Origin of the sequence: Bradyrhizobium sp. UNPA324 (assembly GCF_006658635.1) — a bacterium.
GTDB lineage: Bacteria > Pseudomonadota > Alphaproteobacteria > Rhizobiales > Xanthobacteraceae > Bradyrhizobium > Bradyrhizobium nanningense.
This window is the reverse complement of the sequence record NZ_LFJD01000004.1, coordinates 3125094-3144203: the sequence shown is the minus strand read 5'-3', so window position 1 is coordinate 3144203 and position 19110 is coordinate 3125094. Positions and strand designations below refer to the sequence as shown.

At 63.7% G+C, this 19110-nt stretch carries 17 protein-coding genes; 10 read left to right on the top strand and 7 right to left on the bottom strand.

From position 1 onward, the window contains the following. Positions 1-18: 18 nt before the first annotated feature. Positions 19-1086: an ABC transporter ATP-binding protein gene (locus UNPA324_RS15235; RefSeq protein ID WP_128917721.1), complete on the bottom strand. Its 1068-nt coding sequence runs from the start codon at positions 1084-1086 to the stop codon at positions 19-21. A 202-nt stretch (positions 1087-1288) separates the two neighbouring features. Between UNPA324_RS15235 and gntR the strand changes: the two genes are divergently transcribed. The 7 genes from gntR (at position 1289) to UNPA324_RS15200 (ending at position 7799) form a co-directional block, all read left to right on the top strand. Beyond that, positions 1289-2389 (top strand): HTH-type transcriptional regulator GntR, encoded by a 1101-nt coding sequence (gene gntR, locus UNPA324_RS15230; RefSeq protein WP_128917722.1) that lies wholly within the window; start codon positions 1289-1291, stop codon positions 2387-2389. A 122-nt stretch (positions 2390-2511) separates the two neighbouring features. After that, positions 2512-4341, top strand: coding sequence for an IlvD/Edd family dehydratase (locus UNPA324_RS15225; protein WP_128917723.1), 1830 nt, complete (start codon positions 2512-2514; stop codon positions 4339-4341). A 136-nt stretch (positions 4342-4477) separates the two neighbouring features. Continuing rightward, complete coding sequence (locus UNPA324_RS15220; RefSeq protein WP_128917724.1) at positions 4478-5209, top strand: SDR family oxidoreductase; 732 nt, start codon at positions 4478-4480, stop codon at positions 5207-5209. A 124-nt stretch (positions 5210-5333) separates the two neighbouring features. Continuing rightward, entirely contained in the window at positions 5334-6080 is a 747-nt protein-coding gene (locus UNPA324_RS15215; protein ID WP_128917725.1) for an SDR family NAD(P)-dependent oxidoreductase, read from the top strand. A 7-nt stretch (positions 6081-6087) separates the two neighbouring features. Continuing rightward, complete coding sequence (locus tag UNPA324_RS15210) at positions 6088-6480, top strand: GFA family protein (RefSeq protein ID WP_141935028.1); 393 nt, start codon at positions 6088-6090, stop codon at positions 6478-6480. Between the two features lie 153 nt (positions 6481-6633). Further along, positions 6634-7314, top strand: coding sequence for a site-2 protease family protein (locus tag UNPA324_RS15205; protein WP_128917752.1), 681 nt, complete (start codon positions 6634-6636; stop codon positions 7312-7314). A gap of 62 nt (positions 7315-7376) precedes the next feature. Further along, complete coding sequence (locus tag UNPA324_RS15200) at positions 7377-7799, top strand: hypothetical protein (RefSeq protein ID WP_128917753.1); 423 nt, start codon at positions 7377-7379, stop codon at positions 7797-7799. On the opposite strand, the gene UNPA324_RS15195 is transcribed toward UNPA324_RS15200, so the two are convergent. The 6 genes from UNPA324_RS15195 to UNPA324_RS15170 form a co-directional block, all read right to left on the bottom strand. After that, the gene (locus tag UNPA324_RS15195; RefSeq protein ID WP_128917727.1) at positions 7787-8605 is read right to left on the bottom strand and encodes an energy transducer TonB family protein; all 819 of its coding nucleotides are present in this window, start codon (positions 8603-8605) and stop codon (positions 7787-7789) included. The two genes, UNPA324_RS15200 and UNPA324_RS15195, sit on opposite strands and share 13 nt — an antisense overlap. An 11-nt stretch (positions 8606-8616) precedes the next feature. Next, positions 8617-9072 carry a TonB system transport protein ExbD gene (gene exbD, locus UNPA324_RS15190; RefSeq protein WP_128917728.1) on the bottom strand — a complete coding sequence of 152 codons (456 nt, stop codon included), beginning with the start codon at positions 9070-9072 and terminating at the stop codon, positions 8617-8619. A 3-nt stretch (positions 9073-9075) separates the two neighbouring features. After that, a complete protein-coding gene (gene exbB / locus UNPA324_RS15185) occupies positions 9076-10032 on the bottom strand; it encodes a tonB-system energizer ExbB (protein WP_141935027.1) in 957 nt (318 codons plus the stop codon). Continuing rightward, positions 10029-10718 (bottom strand): Fe2+-dependent dioxygenase, encoded by a 690-nt coding sequence (locus UNPA324_RS15180; RefSeq protein WP_141935026.1) that lies wholly within the window; start codon positions 10716-10718, stop codon positions 10029-10031. The genes exbB and UNPA324_RS15180 overlap by 4 nt, the downstream gene beginning before the upstream one ends. 19 nt (positions 10719-10737) lie before the next feature. Next, entirely contained in the window at positions 10738-13275 is a 2538-nt protein-coding gene (locus UNPA324_RS15175) for a TonB-dependent receptor (RefSeq protein ID WP_141935025.1), read from the bottom strand. A gap of 222 nt (positions 13276-13497) precedes the next feature. After that, entirely contained in the window at positions 13498-13737 is a 240-nt protein-coding gene (locus UNPA324_RS15170) for a hypothetical protein (protein ID WP_128916226.1), read from the bottom strand. Positions 13738-14112: 375 nt separating this feature from the next. Here UNPA324_RS15170 and UNPA324_RS15165 point away from each other — a divergent pair, with 375 nt between their 5' ends. The 3 genes from UNPA324_RS15165 (at position 14113) to UNPA324_RS15155 (ending at position 19056) form a co-directional block, all read left to right on the top strand. Then, entirely contained in the window at positions 14113-15282 is a 1170-nt protein-coding gene (locus tag UNPA324_RS15165) for an efflux RND transporter periplasmic adaptor subunit (RefSeq protein WP_128916225.1), read from the top strand. Continuing rightward, positions 15279-18425, top strand: coding sequence for a multidrug efflux RND transporter permease subunit (locus UNPA324_RS15160; RefSeq protein WP_141935024.1), 3147 nt, complete (start codon positions 15279-15281; stop codon positions 18423-18425). Before UNPA324_RS15165 ends, UNPA324_RS15160 begins: the two co-directional genes overlap by 4 nt. A gap of 64 nt (positions 18426-18489) precedes the next feature. Continuing rightward, entirely contained in the window at positions 18490-19056 is a 567-nt protein-coding gene (locus UNPA324_RS15155; protein ID WP_164935835.1) for an invasion associated locus B family protein, read from the top strand. The last annotated feature ends 54 nt before the right edge of the window (positions 19057-19110 follow it).

Below are 19110 nucleotides of genomic sequence, written 5' to 3'. Positions count from 1 at the left end.
TCTTAAGTAGAACTCACACTACGCGTTCAGGCGTTTTCCTGTCGCTTCGTCGAACAAGTGCACCAGTGACGGGTCGGGCTTCAGCCGGATCTTGTCGCCCGGGTTGAACTGGTGACGCTCGCGGAAGACCGCGACGACCTGCTCGCCGCCGATCTTGGCGAACACCTGCGTCTCCGAGCCGGTCGGCTCGACCACGATGATCTCAGCCTCGGCGCCGTCGTCGGCGATGGTGAAATGCTCGGGCCGCACGCCGTAGACCGCAGGACGGCCGTCGGACGCGGCGGGCGCGGTCTTGAGCGGCAGCTTGACGCCGTTCGGCCCCTCGAAGGCAGCGACGCCGTTGACGCGCACATGCCCCTTCAGGAAGTTCATCGCGGGCGAGCCGATGAAGCCGGCGACGAACTGGTTGTCGGGCTTGTCGTAGAGCTCGAGCGGCGTGCCCATCTGCTCGACGATGCCGTCATGCATGACGACGATCTTGTCGGCCATGGTCATGGCTTCGATCTGGTCGTGGGTGACGTAGACGGTCGTCGTCTTCAGCCGCTGGTGCAGCTCCTTGATCTCGGTGCGCATGGCGACGCGCAACTTGGCGTCGAGGTTCGACAAGGGCTCGTCGAACAGGAAGACCTGCGGGTCGCGCACGATGGCGCGGCCCATCGCGACGCGCTGGCGCTGGCCGCCGGAGAGCTGACGCGGGTAGCGATCGAGCAGCGGCGCCAGCGCGAGGATCTCGGCGGCGCGCTTGACGCGCTTGTTGATCTCGTCGGCGCCCGCATTCCGCAGCTTGAGCGAGAAGCCCATATTGTCGGCAACGGTCATGTGCGGATAGAGCGCGTAGTTCTGGAACACCATCGCAATGTCCCGCTCCTTGGGCTGGACATTGTTGACGACGCGGTCGCCGATCGAAATCGTACCGGAGGTGATGTTCTCGAGACCGGCCAGCATGCGCAGAAGCGTCGACTTGCCGCAGCCGGAGGGGCCGACCAGAACGACGAATTGGCCGTCCTCAATCGGTACAGTCACGCCGTGCAGGACTTCAAAATTGCCGAACGATTTCCGCACGTCGCGGATTTGCACAGACGACATCTAGCTCCCTCCTCGAAAGTCCACGACGCCTTTCGCGCCGCGACCGTCTTGTTTTTTCAGACTTCGCCGAACGAAGCCCGACCGTAGCGGGCAACATTGTCGGCAGTTTGTGCGGTTTTGGCAATTTGTCTTTGGTTAGTCGTTGCTGGTAGCGCTGTCAACGTTCCTTTGTTTGCGGGACCGAGTGTGTTAAGAGCAGCAAATGGGTCGAAAACGCACCAAGTCAGGCAAAATCCGGCTGGCGGAAGTCGCCGAGCTTGCCGGCGTCAGCCCGATTACGGCGTCCCGCTTCTTTCGCAATCCGGAAGCCCTGTCGATCGCCAAGAGGACGCGGGTGGAGAGCGCGGCCAAGGAGCTCGGCTATGTGCCGAACCTTGCGGCACGCGCACTGGCCTCGCAACGCACCGAGGTCATCGGTGTCTTGATCCCCTCTCTCACCAACAACGTGTTCTCGGACGTGCTGCGCGGCATTTACGACGCGTCCGAAGGCAGCCGCTACTCGATCCAGCTGTCCAACACACGCTACAGCATTCTCCAGGAAGAGAAGCTGCTGCGCCTGTTTCTCGCGCAGAAGCCGGCCGGGTTGATCGTCACCGGAATCGACCAGACCACGGAATCGCGAGCGATGCTGGAGGCCGCCGACTGCCCGATCGTGCAGATCATGGAGATCGGCCCCGATCCGGTCGACATGATGATCGGCTTTTCGCACTATGATGCGGCCCGCGCAGCGGTTGCGCACCTGTTCGAACAGGGCCGCCGCAAGATCGGCTTCGTCGGCGCGCGCATGGATCCGCGGGTGCAGCGGCGGCTGGACGGATATGTCTCGGCCATGAAGGACGCTGCATTGTTCGAGCAGCGCCTCGTAGTCACCACCGCGACACCGACCTCGGTCACGCTCGGCTGCGCCCTGTTCGCCGATCTCCTGGCCCGGGAGCCCGACCTCGACGCAGTGTTCTGCGCCAATGACGACCTCGCACTCGGCGTGCTGTTCGAATGCCGCCGCCGGGAGATCGCGATCCCCGACCAGATCGCGATCGTCGGCTTCAACGACCTCGAATTCATGGCATCCGCCGTCCCGACCCTCACCAGCGTGCGCACCAACCGCTACGAGATGGGCAACACGGCCGCCACCATGCTGATCGAGGCGATCGACGGACGGCGCCCCGAGCAGCCGGTGCTCGATCTCGGCTTCAAGGTGATCGAGCGGCAAAGCTCGACCTCGCGCCATTCGGACAGCAGGCCAGCCGTATCGGGCGCGAGTGCGGCGAACAAAATGGTAGCGTTACCAAGTGGCCATGACTAGTATCGGATTTGTGAGGAAACGACCCGCCAGCGGGCCAGCGATCCATCATTCGCGCCGTTGGGCATCGCACAAGCCGACACCCGAGGACGGACGCCAGTGCGTTTGCATTGCAGGAGAAGCCAATGACAAGAAAACCAACCAATGGGCATGCGCCCGCCGGCAACGGCTCACGACGCCATCTTCGCTCGCAGGAATGGTTCAACAACCCGCATAATCCGGGCATGACCGCGCTCTATATGGAGCGCTACCTCAATTACGGCCTCACCCGCGCCGAGCTGCAGTCCGGCAAGCCGATCATCGGCATCGCCCAGACCGGCAACGACCTCTCTCCCTGCAACCGCCATCATATCGAGCTGGCTCACCGGGTCCGCGAGGGCATCCGCGAGGCCGGCGGCATCGCCATGGAATTCCCGACCCATCCGATCCAGGAGACCGGCAAGCGCCCGACCGCGGCGCTCGACCGCAACCTTGCCTATCTCGGCCTGGTCGAGATCCTCTACGGCTATCCGCTCGACGGCGTCGTGCTCACCACCGGCTGCGACAAGACCACGCCGGCCTGCATGATGGCGGCGGCGACCGTGAACCTGCCCGCGATCGTGCTGTCGGGCGGTCCGATGCTGAACGGCTGGCATGCCGGCGAGCGCACCGGCTCCGGCACCATCGTCTGGAAGTCGCGCGAGCGGCTCGCCGCGGGCGAGATCGACTATGAAGAGTTCATGGAGATCGTGGCCTCCTCGGCGCCCTCGGTCGGCCATTGCAACACCATGGGCACCGCCTCGACCATGAACGGGCTCGCCGAAGCGCTCGGCTTCTCGCTGCCGGGCTGCGCGGCGATCCCCGCCCCCTATCGCGAGCGCGGCCAGATCGCCTATGAGACCGGCAAGCGCATCGTCGAGATGGTCTGGGAAGACCTCAAGCCTTCGGACATCCTGACCCGCAAGGCGTTCGAGAACTGCATCGTGATCAATTCGGCGATCGGCGGCTCGACCAACGCGCCGATCCACATCAACGCCCTCGCCCGCCACATCGGCGTCGAACTCTCGATCGAGGACTGGCAGAAGGTCGGCCACGACGTGCCGCTCTTGGTCAACATGCAGCCGGCCGGCTTCTATCTCGGCGAGGAATTTCACCGCGCCGGCGGCGTCCCGGCCGTGGTGCGCGAATTGATGAAGCACAAGCGCATCCACGAGGACGCCGTCACCGTCAACGGCCGCGGCATCGGCGAGAATTGCAAGGATGCGCCAAAGCCCGATAACGACGTGATCTGGGCCTACGACAAGCCGCTGGTGAAGGACGCCGGCTTCCTGGTGCTGAAGGGCAATCTGTTCGACTCCGCGATCATGAAGACCAGCGTGATCTCGAAGGAATTCCGCGACCGCTACCTCAGCAACCCGAAGGACCTCAACGCCTTTGAGGGCCGCGCCATCGTGTTCGAGGGTCCGGAGGACTATCACGAGCGGATCGACGATCCCTCGCTCGACATCGACGAGCGCTGCGTGCTGTTCATCCGCGGCACCGGCCCGATCGGCTATCCCGGCGGCGCCGAGGTCGTGAACATGCAGCCGCCGGCGGCGCTGATCAAACGCGGCATCCTGTCCCTGCCCTGCATCGGCGACGGCCGCCAGTCCGGCACCTCGGGCTCGCCTTCGATCCTCAATGCTTCGCCGGAAGCGGCCGCCAACGGCGGGCTTGCGATCCTCAAGACCGGCGACAAGGTCCGCATCGACCTCAACAAGGGCAGCGCCAACATCCTGATCTCGGACGAGGAGCTGAAGAAGCGCCACGCCGAGCTGATGGCCAATGGCGGCTTCAAGCATCCGGCGAACCAGACGCCGTGGCAGGAGATCTATCGCAACACCGTCGGCCAGCAATCGACCGGCGCCTGCATGGAACTCGCCACGCGCTACCAGAACGTCGCCGGGGCGTTTGGCGTGGCGCGGGATAATCACTAGCAGCCACACCGTCATTGCGAGCGAAGCGAAGCAATCCAGTCTGCCTCCGCGGAGAGACCCTGGATTGCTTCGTCGCAAGGGCTCCTCGCAATGACGTGGGGCTGGCATTCGAATGCACACAAAGGAGAAAAACAACATGGCAGACCGCCTCAGGGGCAAACGCGCCGTCGTCACGGCTGCAGCCGCCGGCATCGGGCGCGCATGCGCCATCGCATTCGCGCGTGAGGGTGCAACCGTGATCGCGACAGACATCAATGAGGCCGGCATCGCCGGCCTGACCAAGGAAGGCATCGCCGAGGTTGCAAAGCTCGACGTCCGCAACACCGCCGACGTCAACGCGTTTGCCAAGCGCGTCGGCAAAATCGACATCCTGCTCAACGCGGCCGGCTTCGTGCACCACGGCACCATCCTGGAATGCTCGGAAGAGGATTTCGATTTCTCGTTCGACCTCAACGTCAAGTCGATGCACCGGACCATCAGGGCGTTCCTGCCCGACATGCTCGCGGGCGGCGGCGGCAGCATCGTCAACATCTCGTCCTGCGCCGCGCTGCGGCCGCCGGCCAATCGTTACGTCTACAGTGCCTCGAAGGCCGCGGTGTCGCTGCTGACCCGCGCGGTGGCGCTCGACTTCATCACCAAGGGCATCCGCTGCAACTCGATCTGCCCGGGCACCGTCGAGACGCCCTCGATGCTCGACCGCGCCGCCGCGCAAGGCCCGCAGGGCAAGGAGATGTTCATCTCGCGCCAGAAGATGGGCCGGCTCGGCACCGCCGAGGAGATCGCATCCATGGCGGTCTATCTCGGCAGCGACGAGAGTGCCTTCACCACCGGCGTCGACCTCGTCGTCGACGGCGGCTACATGCTCTGATCAACGCCTCATCCCGAGGAGGCGCGACAGCGCCGTCTCGACGGATTGGCCACGGGCTCTATGGTTCGAGACGCGCGCGAACTGCGCGCTCCTCACCATGAGGGATAGATAGGGGGATTTCTCGATGAACAAGATCGATCTGAACGGTCGCATCGCTGTCGTCACCGGCGGCGCGCAGGGTTTTGGCCGCGCCATCGCCGAGCGTTTCGCCGCCTCCGGCGCCAAGGTCGCGATCTGGGATTTTGACTCGGCGCTGGCCGAGAAGACGGCGAAGGAGATCGGCGGCGAGACCAAGGTCTTCAAGGTCGACGTCACCGACACCGCGGCCGTCGAGCAGGCCCGCGATGCGACGCTGGCTGCCTTCGGCAAGATCGACATCCTCGTCAACAATGCCGGCATCGCCGGAATCAACAAGCCGGTCTGGGAGACGGACCTCGAGGAATGGCGCAAGGTGCTGCGCATCAACCTCGACGGCCCCTTCATCGTCTGCAAGGCGATCGTGCCGGCGATGCTGAAGCAAAAATACGGACGGATCGTCAATATCGCTTCGATCGCCGGCAAGGAAGGCAATCCGAACGCGGCGCACTATTCGGCGTCCAAGGCCGGCCTGATCGCGCTGACGAAGTCGCTCGGCAAGGAGCTCGCGGCGCACGACATTCTCGTCAACGCAGTGACGCCGGCGGCGGCGAAGACGGCGATCTTCGACCAGATGACGCAGCAGCATATCGACTTCATGCTGTCGAAGATCCCGAAGGCGCGCTTCGTGCTGGTGGAAGAGCTCGCCGCGATGGTGAGCTGGCTGGCGTCGGAGGACTGCGCGTTCTCGACCGGCGCCGTGTTCGACATCTCGGGTGGGCGCGCAACCTATTGAGGACATCATGATCCGGGAAGGCGGATGCCTGTGCGGCGCGGTGCGGTTCAAGGCGGAGGGCGAGCCGCTCAACGTCCGCGTCTGCCATTGCCGCCTCTGTCAGAAGGCGATGGGCTCGCCCTTCTTCGCCCGGGCGCAGTTCGACCAGCGCGCGCTGACCGTCGAGGGTGAAACGGAGCGCTATGCATCCTCGGAGAACATCGACCGCGTGTTCTGCAAGCACTGTGGCACGCGGCTGTTCGCGTGGCGGCGCAACGGCACGCTGGCGGGCGTGTCCCTCGCCGTTTTCGACGATCGCAACGCCTTCGCACCGACCGAGCACATCTGGGTCTCGGAGAAGCCCGCCTGGCTGAAGCTCGACGACGGCCTGGTGCAGTATCAGGGGACGATTCCTGCGTAAATCCGCACGGACGGCGTGGCGACTTCGGGGCGGCCGATCATCAGCGGCGTGGCATTTCCGGACCGGCCGCCCTATGTTGCGCTGAAGCGTTGCTGCACCGCCGGTTCGGCTGGGTCGTCTGCAAGGCCGCAGGCAAACCGGGATCAACGAGCCGTGAACATTTCCCTTTATGACCTTTCCGTCTGGGTGCTGCCGCTGGTGCTCGCCATCACCTTCCATGAGGCTGCGCACGCCGTCGTCGCGGACCGGCTCGGCGATAACACGGCTTCGCAGCTCGGGCGGGTCAGCTTCAATCCTGTCAGGCACATCGACCCCTTCGGCACGCTGATCCTGCCGGCGATGCTGCTGTTCGCGCATTCGCCATTCCTGTTCGGCTATGCCAAGCCGGTGCCGGTGAACTTTCGCAAGCTGAACAACCCCAGGCTCGACATGGTTTGGGTGGCGCTGGCGGGCCCTGCCACCAACATCCTGCTGGCGCTCGCCGCCGCCCTCGCGTTCCATGCTCTGCCCCTGGTGCCGGCGAGCTCGGCGAAATGGGTGGCCGACAACCTCAAGAATGCCCTCATCATCAACGCGATCCTGGCCGTGTTCAACATGATGCCGATCCCGCCGCTCGACGGCGGGCGCGTGGCAGTCGGGCTGTTGCCCCGCCCCCTCGCCGCGCCGCTGGCCCGGCTCGAGCCGTTCGGTATGCTGATCCTGATCGGCCTGTTGATCCTGCTGCCGCTGGCGGGTTCGCAGTTCGGTCTAAATCTTGATGTTATTTCAGCAATACTGCGAACGTTGACCGGTCATGTGATTCAGGCTGTTCTCTTCCTGACCGGCAACGTTTAGTTGAACAGCGACACCGAACACAAGCCGAAGGGCCAGAGGCCGACTTGGTCAAAGCTGCCGACATGCTGATCGCGCGACGCGCCGACACCCGTGCCCGTGCCGATTTCGCCACCTGGAAGATGATGGCCAAGCTCAACGGGGCGTCCGCGTTGCCTCCGGAGGCCCAGGAATTCCTGGCGAGCTACCAGAACCTGCTGGCGCAGATGAGCGAGGGCGAGGCCACCGAGGCCACCATCGGGGCGATCTACAAGGCCTATTATGCCGAGATGGGCGGCGCGGGAATCCCGCCCGACGTCCGCCCACGCGCGGCTGAGCCGGCAGCGGACAATGTTACCGCCTTCCGCCGCCCGGCACCGTCTCCAAAGAAGTCCGCCCCCTTCGGGACGGCGGCATTCGCTGGACCCCAGAAACGACCGCTCCCGGTGGCGCTGATCTTCGCGTGCCTGGTCGTGGTCTATGTCGGAATCCGGCTCTATTGGCGCTGAGCCGTCTTCTTCTTTTTCTTCTCTTCCGGTGGCTTGAAGATGATGGGGACGGTGCGTTCGATCCGATCCTCAGTTATCGCGGCAGGCGGTGTCGGGAAAGGGTCGGATTTGTGGACCATGGAAACTGCGGCAGCATCGTAAGCCGCATCTCCCGATGATTCCGCGACGTCAACCGAGATCACGTTTCCCCTCCGATTGAGGGCGAAGCTGACTTTTACAGTTTGATTGCTGGGATCCTTGCCCTCCGGATTGACCTTGTGAGCCGCAAGATGCGCGCTGATCTTGCGGTTCCAGTCGGCCGTGATCTTCAGGATGTCCTTGCCGATACCGACCACAGGAGCCATCGCCTTATCAGCCTCGCGCGTTGCGTCCTCGAAAGTCTGCCGCGCTTGGTCGATCTGCTTTGGCGCTGCTTCCATGGCTGGCGTTTCGACCGCAGCCACCTTCGGATCGTCGTCCTGCTCCTTCTTCGCCTTGTTTTCGCTGACGATACGATCGGGGTTCTCGGCCTCTTGCGGTCGATCCTGCGGAAGCTCCGTCTCCTTTATCTCGGCCTTCTGTTCCGGAAGTTCCGGGCGCTCCTCCTGCGCCGCTGAGTCGTTCGGTCCGACCGGAACGTCGGATTCTTGAGCTTCCGGCGAAGCCATCTCGACCGCGAACTCTGCGCCGGCCGCACCCAGGCCGTCGCCGTCGTCGTCGGCCCGCAAATGAGCCAGCGCGAGCGCAGCACCACCCAGATGGAGCGCGAGCGCCGCCACCGCCGCCAGGATCCAGAGTTTTCGGGATGGTCTGAGTTCGTCCGACATAGCGCGTCTTCTCAAGGCTGAGCGGCGCCGGCCGCAGGCGCTCCCGGCGGGCCTTCCAGCGCCACCAGCTTCACCCGCGCATAGCCGCCTGAGCGCAGGAGCTCCATGACGCCCATCAACTCCCCATACGGCACCGAACGATCGGCCCGCAGGAAGACGTATTTGTCCTTGCTCATGTCGGATAGTCCGTCGAGCGTCCCGATCAACTCGGCCCGCTGGACCGGGTTTTCTCCGATGGCAAGCGTCAGATCGGGCTTGATGCTGAGATAGGTCGGCTTGTCCGGCTTCTTCTGCGGCGTCGCGCTCGACGTCGGCAAGTCGATCGGCAGATCGACCGTGGAGAGCGGAGCCGCGACCATGAAGATGATCAGCAGCACCAGGATGACGTCGATGAACGGCGTGACGTTGATGTCATGCGTTTCCGAGAAATCGTCGTCGTCATCGTTGTCTGCGAGCGAAACAGCCATGATTCACTCCGCTGCGCGCGAATGCACGCTGCCGTGGCTGCGGTCGAGATCACGCGAGAGCAGCCGCGCCGCGGCACCCGAGGCGCGGCTGACGAGCTCGAGATAGCCCTTCGTCACGCGCGAGAAGTGGTTGTAGATGATGACCGCGGGAATGGCGGCGACGAGGCCGATCGCGGTGGCAAGCAGCGCCTCGGCGATGCCGGGCGCGACGACGGCAAGGTTCGTGGTCTGCGACTTCGAGATGCCGATGAAGCTGTTCATGATGCCCCACACCGTGCCGAACAGGCCGACGAAGGGCGAGGTGGAGCCGATGGTGGCAAGCACGCCCATGCCGATGCGGATGCGGCGCGCCTCTGCGCGCACGATCTCGGCAAAGCTGGAGGCCGCGCGCTCCTTGATGCCGGAATCGCTGGACAGACCGGCCGACATCCGCGCCTCGCGCAGCGCCGCCGCCAGGAAGGACGGCAGGATGCCCTCCTTGGCACCGAGCGCCATCTGCGCTTCGGCAAGCGAGCGCGTGTCCGCAATCTTCTTCAGTGCCGAGCGAAGCTTGGTGGAGGCGACCGACAGCTCGATCGACTTGGCGATGAAGACGGTCCAGGTCATCAGCGACGCGAAGGCGAGCCCGATCATCACCGCCTTCACGATGACGTCGGCCGACATGAACATGACCCAGGGCGACAATTCCTTCATCGCCGGCGCGACGGACCCCGTCTCGGACTTTGCAGGCGCCGGAGCGGCGATCACGGACGGGGTTGCCGGAGCGGTCGCCGTCGGCGCCGCAGGTGCGGTTGCCGAGGGCGCGGCCGCCGGGGCCGGGCCGGCCGCGGGCGGCTGGGCCGCCTGCTGCGCCGCCGCCGAGGGCGGCGTTTGTGCCTGGGCGGAAACGGGGGATGCGAGCCAGGCGGCCGTCAGCATGACGGCGGCGGCAAGGCTTGCTTGGAAGGACATGGTCTTCATACTTCGGCCCAGTAGCGAATGAGGTTGTGATAGATACCCGTCAATTTGACCGTTTCGGGATCGTCACGCCCGAGCCGTTCCACCAGCGCCTGTATCGCGGTGTCGAGGTCAAAGATCATGCTCCGGGCTTGATCGTCCCGTATCATGCTCTGAAGCCAGAAGAAAGACGCAACCCGCGTTCCCCTCGTCACGGGGGTGACGAGATGGAGGCTGGTCGAGGGATAGAGTACGCAATCGCCCGCCGGCAGCTTGACTTCGTGCGAACCGTAGGTGTCCTCGATCACAAGTTCGCCACCATCGTACTCTTCCGGCTCGGCGAGGAACAGCGTGACCGACAGGTCTGTGCGGATGCGAAGGCCGGTCAGGCGGTCACCGCGGATCGCATTGTCCACGTGCAGGCCGAAATGGTGGCCGCTATCGGCCGCATAGCGGTTGAACAGCGGCGGGAAGATCTGGAGCGGAACCGCGGCCGCGATGAAGCGCGGGTTGGACGTCAGCGCCGAGATGATGCGGTTGCCGAGTTTTCGCGCGACTTCGCTATTGGGCGGCAGTTGCTCGTTGCGTTTGACCATCGCCGACTGCGCGCCGGCGGTAGAGCGGCCATCCTCCCATGTGCTGGCGTCCATGATGCGGCGGAAATCCGCCACATCATCCTTGCTGAGAACGTTTTCGATGCATGTCAGCATGAAACTCGTTGTTGCTCCATCAGTAGCGCGCGGAGAGCACCACGTAGGCAGCGCGGCCCGGTGCTTCCAGCACGAACGGTGCTGCGCTTTGGTACAGTGCGTCGTAATAGCGCTTGTCGAAGATGTTGTTCACGAACAGCTTGAGCTTCCAATGCTGGTCGAGCTTCGCCTCGGCGAAAGCGTCGAAACGCCAATAGCTCGGAAGCGAAGTGCCCTGATTGGCCGCGAGCAAGGTGCCGCCGTAGATCTTGGAGCGATACACTGCCTGCCCGCCTAATTCCCAGGTGTCGTTGAGCTGATATTTCGACAGCAGGCTGAACGACTCGTGCGCGACGTTGGCGAGCGGACGTCCGACATTGGTCGGATACAGCGTCTTGTTGGCCGACGGCGCCAGCGACTGCGTCACTTCCGACTGCATCAGCACGAGACCGCCGAACACGCTCCATTTGTCGGTGATCTTGCCGCCCACGCCGAGATCGATGCCGCGGATGCGGTAGGCGGCACCGGCGGTGATGCAAGATATGTTGCCGGTCGTTCCGGTCGGATAGACGCATCCCAAGGGGGCAGCAGCGGCCGCACTACCAACATTCTGCGACTCGCGCGCGTTTTCCTTGGTGGTCTGGAACAGCGCGGCGGTCAGCAGCAGATGGCGGTCGAACAATTCCCACTTGGTGCCGAGTTCGATGGCCTTGTTTTTCTCGGGCCCGAATATCTGGGTGTTACCGCCGGCGAGGGTCGGATTGAGGCCGCCATAGGCGGTGCTGGTCCCGTCGAACTCAGCACCGACCGGGTTCGCGGAAGTTGCGTAGGCCACATAGACACTGCCGTTCGGCAGAGGCTTCAGGGTCAAGCCGAGATTGAAGTTGGGAATCAGGAATTCCGCCGACTGCTGGCCGAACGTGCCGTTGGCGGAATAGCCGGATGCCTTGATGCTGTAGTCGTCATAGCGGAAGCCGCCGTTGAGGATCACCAGATCGCGATAGTTGGCGGAATCCATGACATAACCGCTGACGGTATCGATGGCGACCTTGGTCGGAAGGCCGGACAGCGAGGGAATGTCGTAAGGCAGGTAGGTGTTTTGCGGAAAGAAGACGCTGGTGTTCGTCGGTGAGCCGGACGGGCTTGTGGGAAGGCCGGTCGCCTCCGAGGTGAGATTCAAGTACCTGTCGATCGAAGATCTCTCACGATCGACTTCGACGCCGGCCAGCGCTGTATGTTTGAACCCGGCGGCATCCTGGAATTTGTAAGTCGCCTCGGTTTGGTTGGCGAGCACGTCGGTGATCTGAAAGCGGCTCTGCGGATTGGACGTCAGCGTCGAGGCCGAGAGCGGGTCCTTTAGCGAGGGGGATTCCGGCAACGTTCCGATGTAGTTTTGAGTCGAGCGCGACGCGCGGAACTTGTTGCTGAGCATCAGGTCAGGGGTGACCTGCACTTCCGCGTTGAGTGTGCCGATATCCTGCCCGGTCCGATAGAAGTCGCGGTTGATCGCTCCGTACCAGTTCCTGCGGCTCGCTCCGAAATCCGGGAACGGACCGCCAGCGGTGGACGAGGTGCTCGGCCGATAATAAGGCACGCCGAAGTCCGGAAGACCGGTCAGTTCGGTGTGGATGTAGTTGCCGGTGACCTTGATAGTGTCGGTCGGTTTCCAGGTCGTGGCGATGAAGGCGCCGTTCCGGTTGTCGGTGACGTAGTCGCGGCCGGCGACATTGGCATCCTGAAACAGGCCGCCGACACGAACGGCGAGCGTCGGGTCGATCACCTGGTTGACGTCGAGCGTGACACGCTTGGTCTGGTCGGTGCCAAACGTGCTGTCCATGTTGTAGAAGCTGTTCCCGGTCGTCGCCTGCTTGGTGACGATGTTGATCGCGCCGCCGGCGACACCGCGGCCGGAAAAGGTGGAACCGGGACCGCGCAGAATCTCGACCTGTTCGGTGAAGAAGTTTTCGCGCACGCTGACGCCGGAGTCGCGCACGCCGTCGATGAAGATGTCGTTGCGCGCGTCGAAGCCGCGGATGAAGAAGCGGTCACCGAAAGCGTTGCCGCCCTCGCCCGAGCCCAGCGTCACGCCGGCCGTGCTGAGGATCGCCTGCTTCAACGTCGTGGCATTCTTGTCCTCGAGGACTTCCTTGCTGAGAACGGTGATTGACTTCGGCGTATCAACCAGTTTCTCCGGAAATTTGCCACCGGCCTGGACGTGGTCGACCTTGTAGGGCGCCGCCGGATCGGCATAGGGATTGGCATCGGCGGGGCCTGACGGCGTAGTGGGAGCCGTCAGCTGCGCCTGCTGGCGCTGCGCGGCACGGCGAAGCGCGTTGCGGGCGCGGACCTGCTCCGGCGAAGGCTTCGAGGCTACCGGACGCGGACGCTCGACCGGAGCATCGACCGTCACCGGCGGCAGGTTCGACTGCTGCGCCTGTGCGCCGCTCGACACCGACGCCACCGCGATCAAGCTTGCAACCGCCGAGGCCTTCTTGCCGGAAACGCCTGCGAATTTTTCATCCACCAGATCGAACGCTGCGACCGAACGCAACGACTTCGGTGCGACCACCTGCCCCATTACCAACGCCCCATCTTCCTGTTCGCTCATTCACGTCGACGAACGATGAGTGTTGGTATCGGCAGCAAAATAGCGGGTCAATGCGAACGCCTCGCAAGAACCCTTGAATCAATCCAGATCAAAACAATTCTAAACTGCAGTTTGAAATCGTTCTAAATCAATATTGGACTCGTTCTAAGAAACAGCGCCGTTCGCTGCACAATCGCAGTTTCTCTTACAGCATCAATCGCTGCTCGGCGGCTTCATTAGCGAAAACAATTCGTCGACGGTTTTCTGCGCGACGGCGCGCACGCGATCGGTGCTGTCCATGCCGGCGATGTTGACGCCGCTCACCACGGCCTTGATCTCGTCCCGGAAGTCGGTGAGGAAGCGCAAGGGATCGCGCTGCTCGTTGGCCACCCGCGCGATCAATCCGGTGATCAGAATCTGACACGCGATCAGCTTGCCGTTCAATTCGTCCATGCTGCGCTCCATTGGTGGCGGCGCCGATATGAACGATGCCGAAATTGCTGACAACGGAAACGGCGTCCGCGCGATTTAGAACCATTCTTGTCAGCAGCACCGAGCGGCGGCTCGGCGCGCCGTCATTGGGGGCGAGCACATTTGTCTGCGAGTCCCGCACAGACTCGCCCGACCGACCCGGCCGAGAAAATGCAGCACTGCACACCGCCGCGCCAGAGCATTGCCCAGACGGTGCAAAGCTTTCCAATTGTTTAGGATTCTCAACGGATAGTGCTGTTTACACTGGAACTTGGCGTGTATTATAGAAACGCGCTGGAACCCTGCGATTGCCCCTTAATTCGTTAGCTTAGGGCATACGAGCCGACACGAGACGACATGAAAAAGTCCCGGCCGATCCTCTGGCTTCTGATCATCGCGGCCGTGGCCTCCGCGGGTTATTATGGTTGGCAGAAATTCGGACCTGGGGCCGGGAAAACCCAGACCGCCCAGAAGGGACCACCCCGCCCGGCCGCCGTCCCTGTCAGCGTTGCGCCGGTCCAGAAAGTCGACTTCCCCGTCTACCTGACCGGTCTCGGCACGGTTCAGGGCTTCAACACCGTCCAGGTCCGCAGCCGGGTGGATGGTCAGATCGACAAACTCACCTTCAAGGAGGGCCAGATCGTCCAGGAGGGCGAGCTTCTGGTCTCGATCGATCCCCGTCCCTATCAGGCGACGCTCGACCAGGCCAAGGCCAAGAAGGCGCAGGACGAGGCGAGCCTCGCCAACGCCAATCTCGAACTTCAGCGCGCCATGAAGCTCGGCGAATTCGCGACCGCGCAGCGAGTCGACACCCAGCGTTCGACCGTCGCCCAGCTCACCGCCCAGATCGCCGCCGACGAAGCCGCGATCGCCAACGCCCAGACCCAGCTCGACTACACCCAGGTCAAGGCGCCGATCACCGGCGTCGCAGGCCTGCGCCAGGTCGACATCGGCAACATCGTCAACGCCTCGACGCAGACCGGCATCGTCACGATCTCGCAGGTCGAACCGATCTCCGTGATCTTCACGGCGCCGGAAGACCAGCTTCCCTATATCAGCGAAGGCCAGAAGACCGGTGCGCTCAAGGTGGTCGCTTTCACCACCGACGGCAAGAAGACGCTGGCCGAGGGCAAGCTTGCTGTCATCAACAACCAGGTCGACACGACCAGCGGGACGATCCGGCTCAAGGCTGTGTTCGACAACAAAGACCACACGCTGTGGCCGGGCCAATCGGTCTCGACGCGGCTTCTGGTGCGGACGCTCAAGGATGCGACCGTCGTCCCGGATGATGCGGTCCAGCATTCCACCAACGGCCTCTACGCCTATACCGTCAATCAGGACAACAAGGCCGAGGTGCACAAGGTCAAGGTCAGCTATGCCATCGACGGACGGGCGGTCATCGAGGAAGGCCTGAGCCCAGGGCAGCAGGTGATTGTCGGCGGTCAGTTCAAAGTCCAGCCCGGAAGCCTCGTGTCGACGGCGGTGGCGAGCTCGGATCCGGCCCAGATCAAGGTACGACAAGAATGACCGGGGGCGGGATTTCGGCACCTTTCATCCGATATCCCATCGGCACCTCGCTGCTGATGGCCGGCATTCTCTTTATCGGTCTCGTCGCCTATCCCCTGCTTCCGGTCGCACCGCTGCCGCAGGTGGACTTCCCGACCATCCAGATCACCGCCAACCTGCCGGGCGGCAGCCCCGAGACGATGGCCTCGTCGGTGGCTCAGCCGCTCGAGCGGCAGTTCGCCCAGATCCCCGGCATCGCGCAGATGACCTCGACGAGCTATCTGGGCACCGCGTCGGTCACCATTCAGTTCGATCTCAACCGCAGCATCGACGGTGCCGCCAACGACGTTCAGGCAGCGATCAACGCGGCTTCCGGCCAGTTGCCGAAGAACCTGCCGTCGCCGCCGACCTACCGCAAGGTCAATCCGGCGGATTCGCCAATCCTCATCATGTCCGCCACGTCGGACACCCTGCCACTGACCACCGTCAGCGATTCCGTCGATGCGCAACTGGCGCAGCAGATCAGCCAGATCTCCGGCGTCGCGCAGGTCATCATCGGCGGCCAGCAGAAGCCGGCAATCCGTATCCAGATCGATCCGGCCAAGCTCGTCGCCAAGGGCCTGTCGCTGGAGGACGTGCGCAGCCAGATCGCGATCACGACGGTCGACAGCCCCAAGGGCAACATTGACGGCCCCAACCGCGCCTACACGATCTACGCCAACGATCAGCTCACCCACTCCAAGGACTGGAACGACGTCGTCATCGCCTACCGCAACGGCGGGCCGCTGCGCATCCGCGACATCGGGCAGGCCGTCACGGGTCCGGAAGACGCCAAGCAGGCGGCCTGGGCGAACGGCAAACGCGGCGTCTTCCTGGTCATATTCAAGCAGCCCGGCGCCAACGTCATCGAGACCGTGGACAAGATCAAGGCGGCGCTGCCCCGCCTGGTCGCGGCGATCCCGCCCGCGATCAAGATCGAGCTGATGAGCGACCGAACCCAGACGATCCGGGCCGCGGTCGAAGACGTCCAGTTCACCCTGCTCCTGACCATCTTCCTGGTGGTCATGGTCATCTTCATTTTCCTGCGCAGCTTCTGGGCGACGGTCATTCCCACGATCACCGTGCCTCTGGCGCTGCTCGGCGCCTGCTCGCTGATGTGGGTGACCGGCTATACCCTGGACAACCTTTCCCTGATGGCGCTGACGATCGCGGTCGGCTTCGTGGTCGATGACGCCATCGTCATGCTCGAAAACATCTCCCGCTACGTCGAGGAAGGCGAAGCGCCGATGGCCGCCGCCTACAGGGGCGCGAAGGAAATCGGTTTCACCATCGTTTCCATCAGCATCTCGCTGGTCGCGGTGCTGATCCCGCTGCTGCTGATGGGCGGCATCATCGGCCGCCTGTTCCGCGAGTTCGCCGTCGTGCTGGCGATGACCATCTTCGTCTCGATGGTCGTCTCGCTGACGCTGACCCCGATGATGGCCTCGCGCTTCCTGCGCGCCCATGGCGAGGTCAGGCACGGCCGCTTCTATCAGTGGAGCGAACGCGCCTTCGACGCGATGCTGCGCGGCTATGAGCATGTTCTCGACATCGCCCTGAGCTGGAAGCGCATCACGCTCCTCATCTTCTTTGCGACCCTCGCTTTGTCGGTCTATCTCTTCGTGCTGATCCCCAAAGGCTTCTTTCCGCAGCAGGACAACGGCCTGATCACCTCCACCTCCGAAGCATCGCAGGACATTTCCTTCGCGGCCATGAAGGAGCGGCAGGAGGCGCTCGCCACGATCGTGCAGGCGGATCCCGGCGTCGCCAGCGTCGCCATGGCGATCGGCGGCAGCGGCAGGGCGGGCAACAACGGCGGCCTGTTCATCACGTTGAAACCGCGCGATCAGCGCGACGCTTCGGCCCAGGAGATCATCGCGCGCCTCCGTCCCCAGCTCGACAAGGTCCCCGGCGCCCGCCTCTACATGCAGGCGGCCCAGGACGTGCGGCTCGGCGGCCGGCCAACGCGCACGCAGTTCGAATTCACGCTGCAGGACGCCAATCTGGACGAGCTCAACGAATGGGCGCCCAAAATTCTCGCCAAGATGCAGACGCTGCCGCAACTGCGCGACGTCGCGACCGACCAGCAGACGCAGGGCACCACCGTCCAGCTCAAGATCAACCGCGATACCGCCTCACGCTACGGCATCCAGCCGCAGCTGATCGACGACACGCTGTATGATGCCTTCGGGCAGCGGCAGGTCACGCAGTATTTCACCCAGCTCAACACCTACAAGGTGATCCTGGAGATCCTGCCGGAGATGCAGGGCAATCTCGACAGCCTGAACAAGCTCTATCTCAAATCGCCGCTGACCGGCGACCAGGTGCCATTGTCGACGTTCGCGACCTGGACCACAGATCCGGTCCGCCCGCTCTCGATCAGCCATCAGGGGCAGTTTCCGGCGACCACGATCAGCTTCAACCTCGCGCAAGGGGTCGCGCTCGGCCAGGCAACCGAGGCCGTGCAGAAGGCGATGGCCGAGCTCGGCGCGCCGCCGACACTCAATTCGACCTTCCAAGGCACCGCGCAGGCGTTCCAGCAGTCGCTCGGCACCGTGCCGCTGCTGATCCTCGCCGCACTCGTCGTGGTCTATCTGATCCTGGGCATTCTCTATGAGAGCTACATCCATCCGATCACGATTCTGTCGACGCTGCCCTCGGCCGGCGTCGGCGCGCTCGCGATCCTGATGGTGGCCGGCTTCGACTTCAGCCTGATTGCGTTGATCGGCATCATCCTCCTGATCGGCATCGTGAAGAAGAACGGCATCATGATGGTCGATTTTGCGATCGCCGCCGAACGCGACGAGCACAAGACGCCGGAGGAATCGATCCGCCAGGCCGCGCTGCTGCGCTTCCGTCCCATCATGATGACAACGATGGCCGCGCTGCTCGGCGGCGTGCCGCTGATGCTCGGTCACGGCACCGGCGCCGAGATCCGCCAGCCGCTCGGCTATGCCATGGTCGGCGGCCTGATCGTCAGCCAGGCGCTGACGCTGTTCACCACGCCCGTCGTCTATCTCTATCTCGACAAGCTCAACAACTGGTTCTCCACCTGGGGCCGTTCGGATGACGACGAAGGCGACGAAGCGCCCGAGCGCGGCACCGTCAAGCAAGCCGCCGAGTAAGCTTGCACCGCGGCCCCCGCGACGCTACAGCGAGACCCTCGGTTAACGCCAACGTGGTTTCGCCATGCTCATGCAATCCAGACTTGTCGCACTCGCCGCTGCCGTGCTGTTGCCCTTGGGCGCTGTGTATGCCCAGCAGGGCGCGAAGAAGAACGCAGCGCCTGCTCCTGCCGCGCAGCCCTCGCCTGCGCCGACGCAGCCGCAGGCCGACGGAACTCCCGGGCAGCCCGGCTGGATCGTCCGCTGCACCAGCGCCAGCCGCGATGCACCGCTCGAATGCGCGATGGAGCAGAACGCGGTGCTGACCAAGACCGGCCAGACCGTCGTCCTGATCAACCTCCGCATCGCGCCCGATACCCGCACGCCGATCGCGCTCTTGCAATTGCCGCTCGGCCTCAACCTTCCCGTCGGCGCCAAGCTCCAGGTCGACGAAGGCAAGACGTTCGACCTGCAGATCCAGACCTGCGAGAGCCGCGGCTGCTACGCCTCGACCCCGGTCGCGGCGGACCTGCTCGCCGCTTTGCGGTCGGGCAAGCAATTGAAGGTCTCCTTCCAGAACATGGCCAAGGAGACGATCGCGATCCCGATGCCGCTGGGCGATTTCGCGGCAGCCTACGACAAGATCAAATAAGGCCTGCTCCCGTTCCCCGCTGGGGTGCACGCCTCTTCATCCCGTCATTGCGAG

What these genes read in the sequence shown, in the direction of transcription:
- UNPA324_RS15235 (WP_128917721.1), bottom strand. Translation starts at nt 1,086, where the DNA reads ATGTCGTCTGTGCAAATCCGCGACGTGCGGAAATCGTTCGGCAATTTT.
- gntR (WP_128917722.1), top strand. Translation starts at nt 1,289, where the DNA reads ATGGGTCGAAAACGCACCAAGTCAGGCAAAATCCGGCTGGCGGAAGTC.
- UNPA324_RS15225 (WP_128917723.1), top strand. Translation starts at nt 2,512, where the DNA reads ATGACAAGAAAACCAACCAATGGGCATGCGCCCGCCGGCAACGGCTCA.
- UNPA324_RS15220 (WP_128917724.1), top strand. Translation starts at nt 4,478, where the DNA reads ATGGCAGACCGCCTCAGGGGCAAACGCGCCGTCGTCACGGCTGCAGCC.
- UNPA324_RS15215 (WP_128917725.1), top strand. Translation starts at nt 5,334, where the DNA reads ATGAACAAGATCGATCTGAACGGTCGCATCGCTGTCGTCACCGGCGGC.
- UNPA324_RS15210 (WP_141935028.1), top strand. Translation starts at nt 6,088, where the DNA reads ATGATCCGGGAAGGCGGATGCCTGTGCGGCGCGGTGCGGTTCAAGGCG.
- UNPA324_RS15200 (WP_128917753.1), top strand. Translation starts at nt 7,377, where the DNA reads ATGCTGATCGCGCGACGCGCCGACACCCGTGCCCGTGCCGATTTCGCC.
- UNPA324_RS15195 (WP_128917727.1), bottom strand. Translation starts at nt 8,605, where the DNA reads ATGTCGGACGAACTCAGACCATCCCGAAAACTCTGGATCCTGGCGGCG.
- exbD (WP_128917728.1), bottom strand. Translation starts at nt 9,072, where the DNA reads ATGGCTGTTTCGCTCGCAGACAACGATGACGACGACGATTTCTCGGAA.
- exbB (WP_141935027.1), bottom strand. Translation starts at nt 10,032, where the DNA reads ATGAAGACCATGTCCTTCCAAGCAAGCCTTGCCGCCGCCGTCATGCTG.
- UNPA324_RS15180 (WP_141935026.1), bottom strand. Translation starts at nt 10,718, where the DNA reads ATGCTGACATGCATCGAAAACGTTCTCAGCAAGGATGATGTGGCGGAT.
- UNPA324_RS15175 (WP_141935025.1), bottom strand. Translation starts at nt 13,275, where the DNA reads ATGGGGCAGGTGGTCGCACCGAAGTCGTTGCGTTCGGTCGCAGCGTTC.
- UNPA324_RS15170 (WP_128916226.1), bottom strand. Translation starts at nt 13,737, where the DNA reads ATGGACGAATTGAACGGCAAGCTGATCGCGTGTCAGATTCTGATCACC.
- UNPA324_RS15165 (WP_128916225.1), top strand. Translation starts at nt 14,113, where the DNA reads ATGAAAAAGTCCCGGCCGATCCTCTGGCTTCTGATCATCGCGGCCGTG.
- UNPA324_RS15160 (WP_141935024.1), top strand. Translation starts at nt 15,279, where the DNA reads ATGACCGGGGGCGGGATTTCGGCACCTTTCATCCGATATCCCATCGGC.
- UNPA324_RS15155 (WP_164935835.1), top strand. Translation starts at nt 18,490, where the DNA reads ATGCTCATGCAATCCAGACTTGTCGCACTCGCCGCTGCCGTGCTGTTG.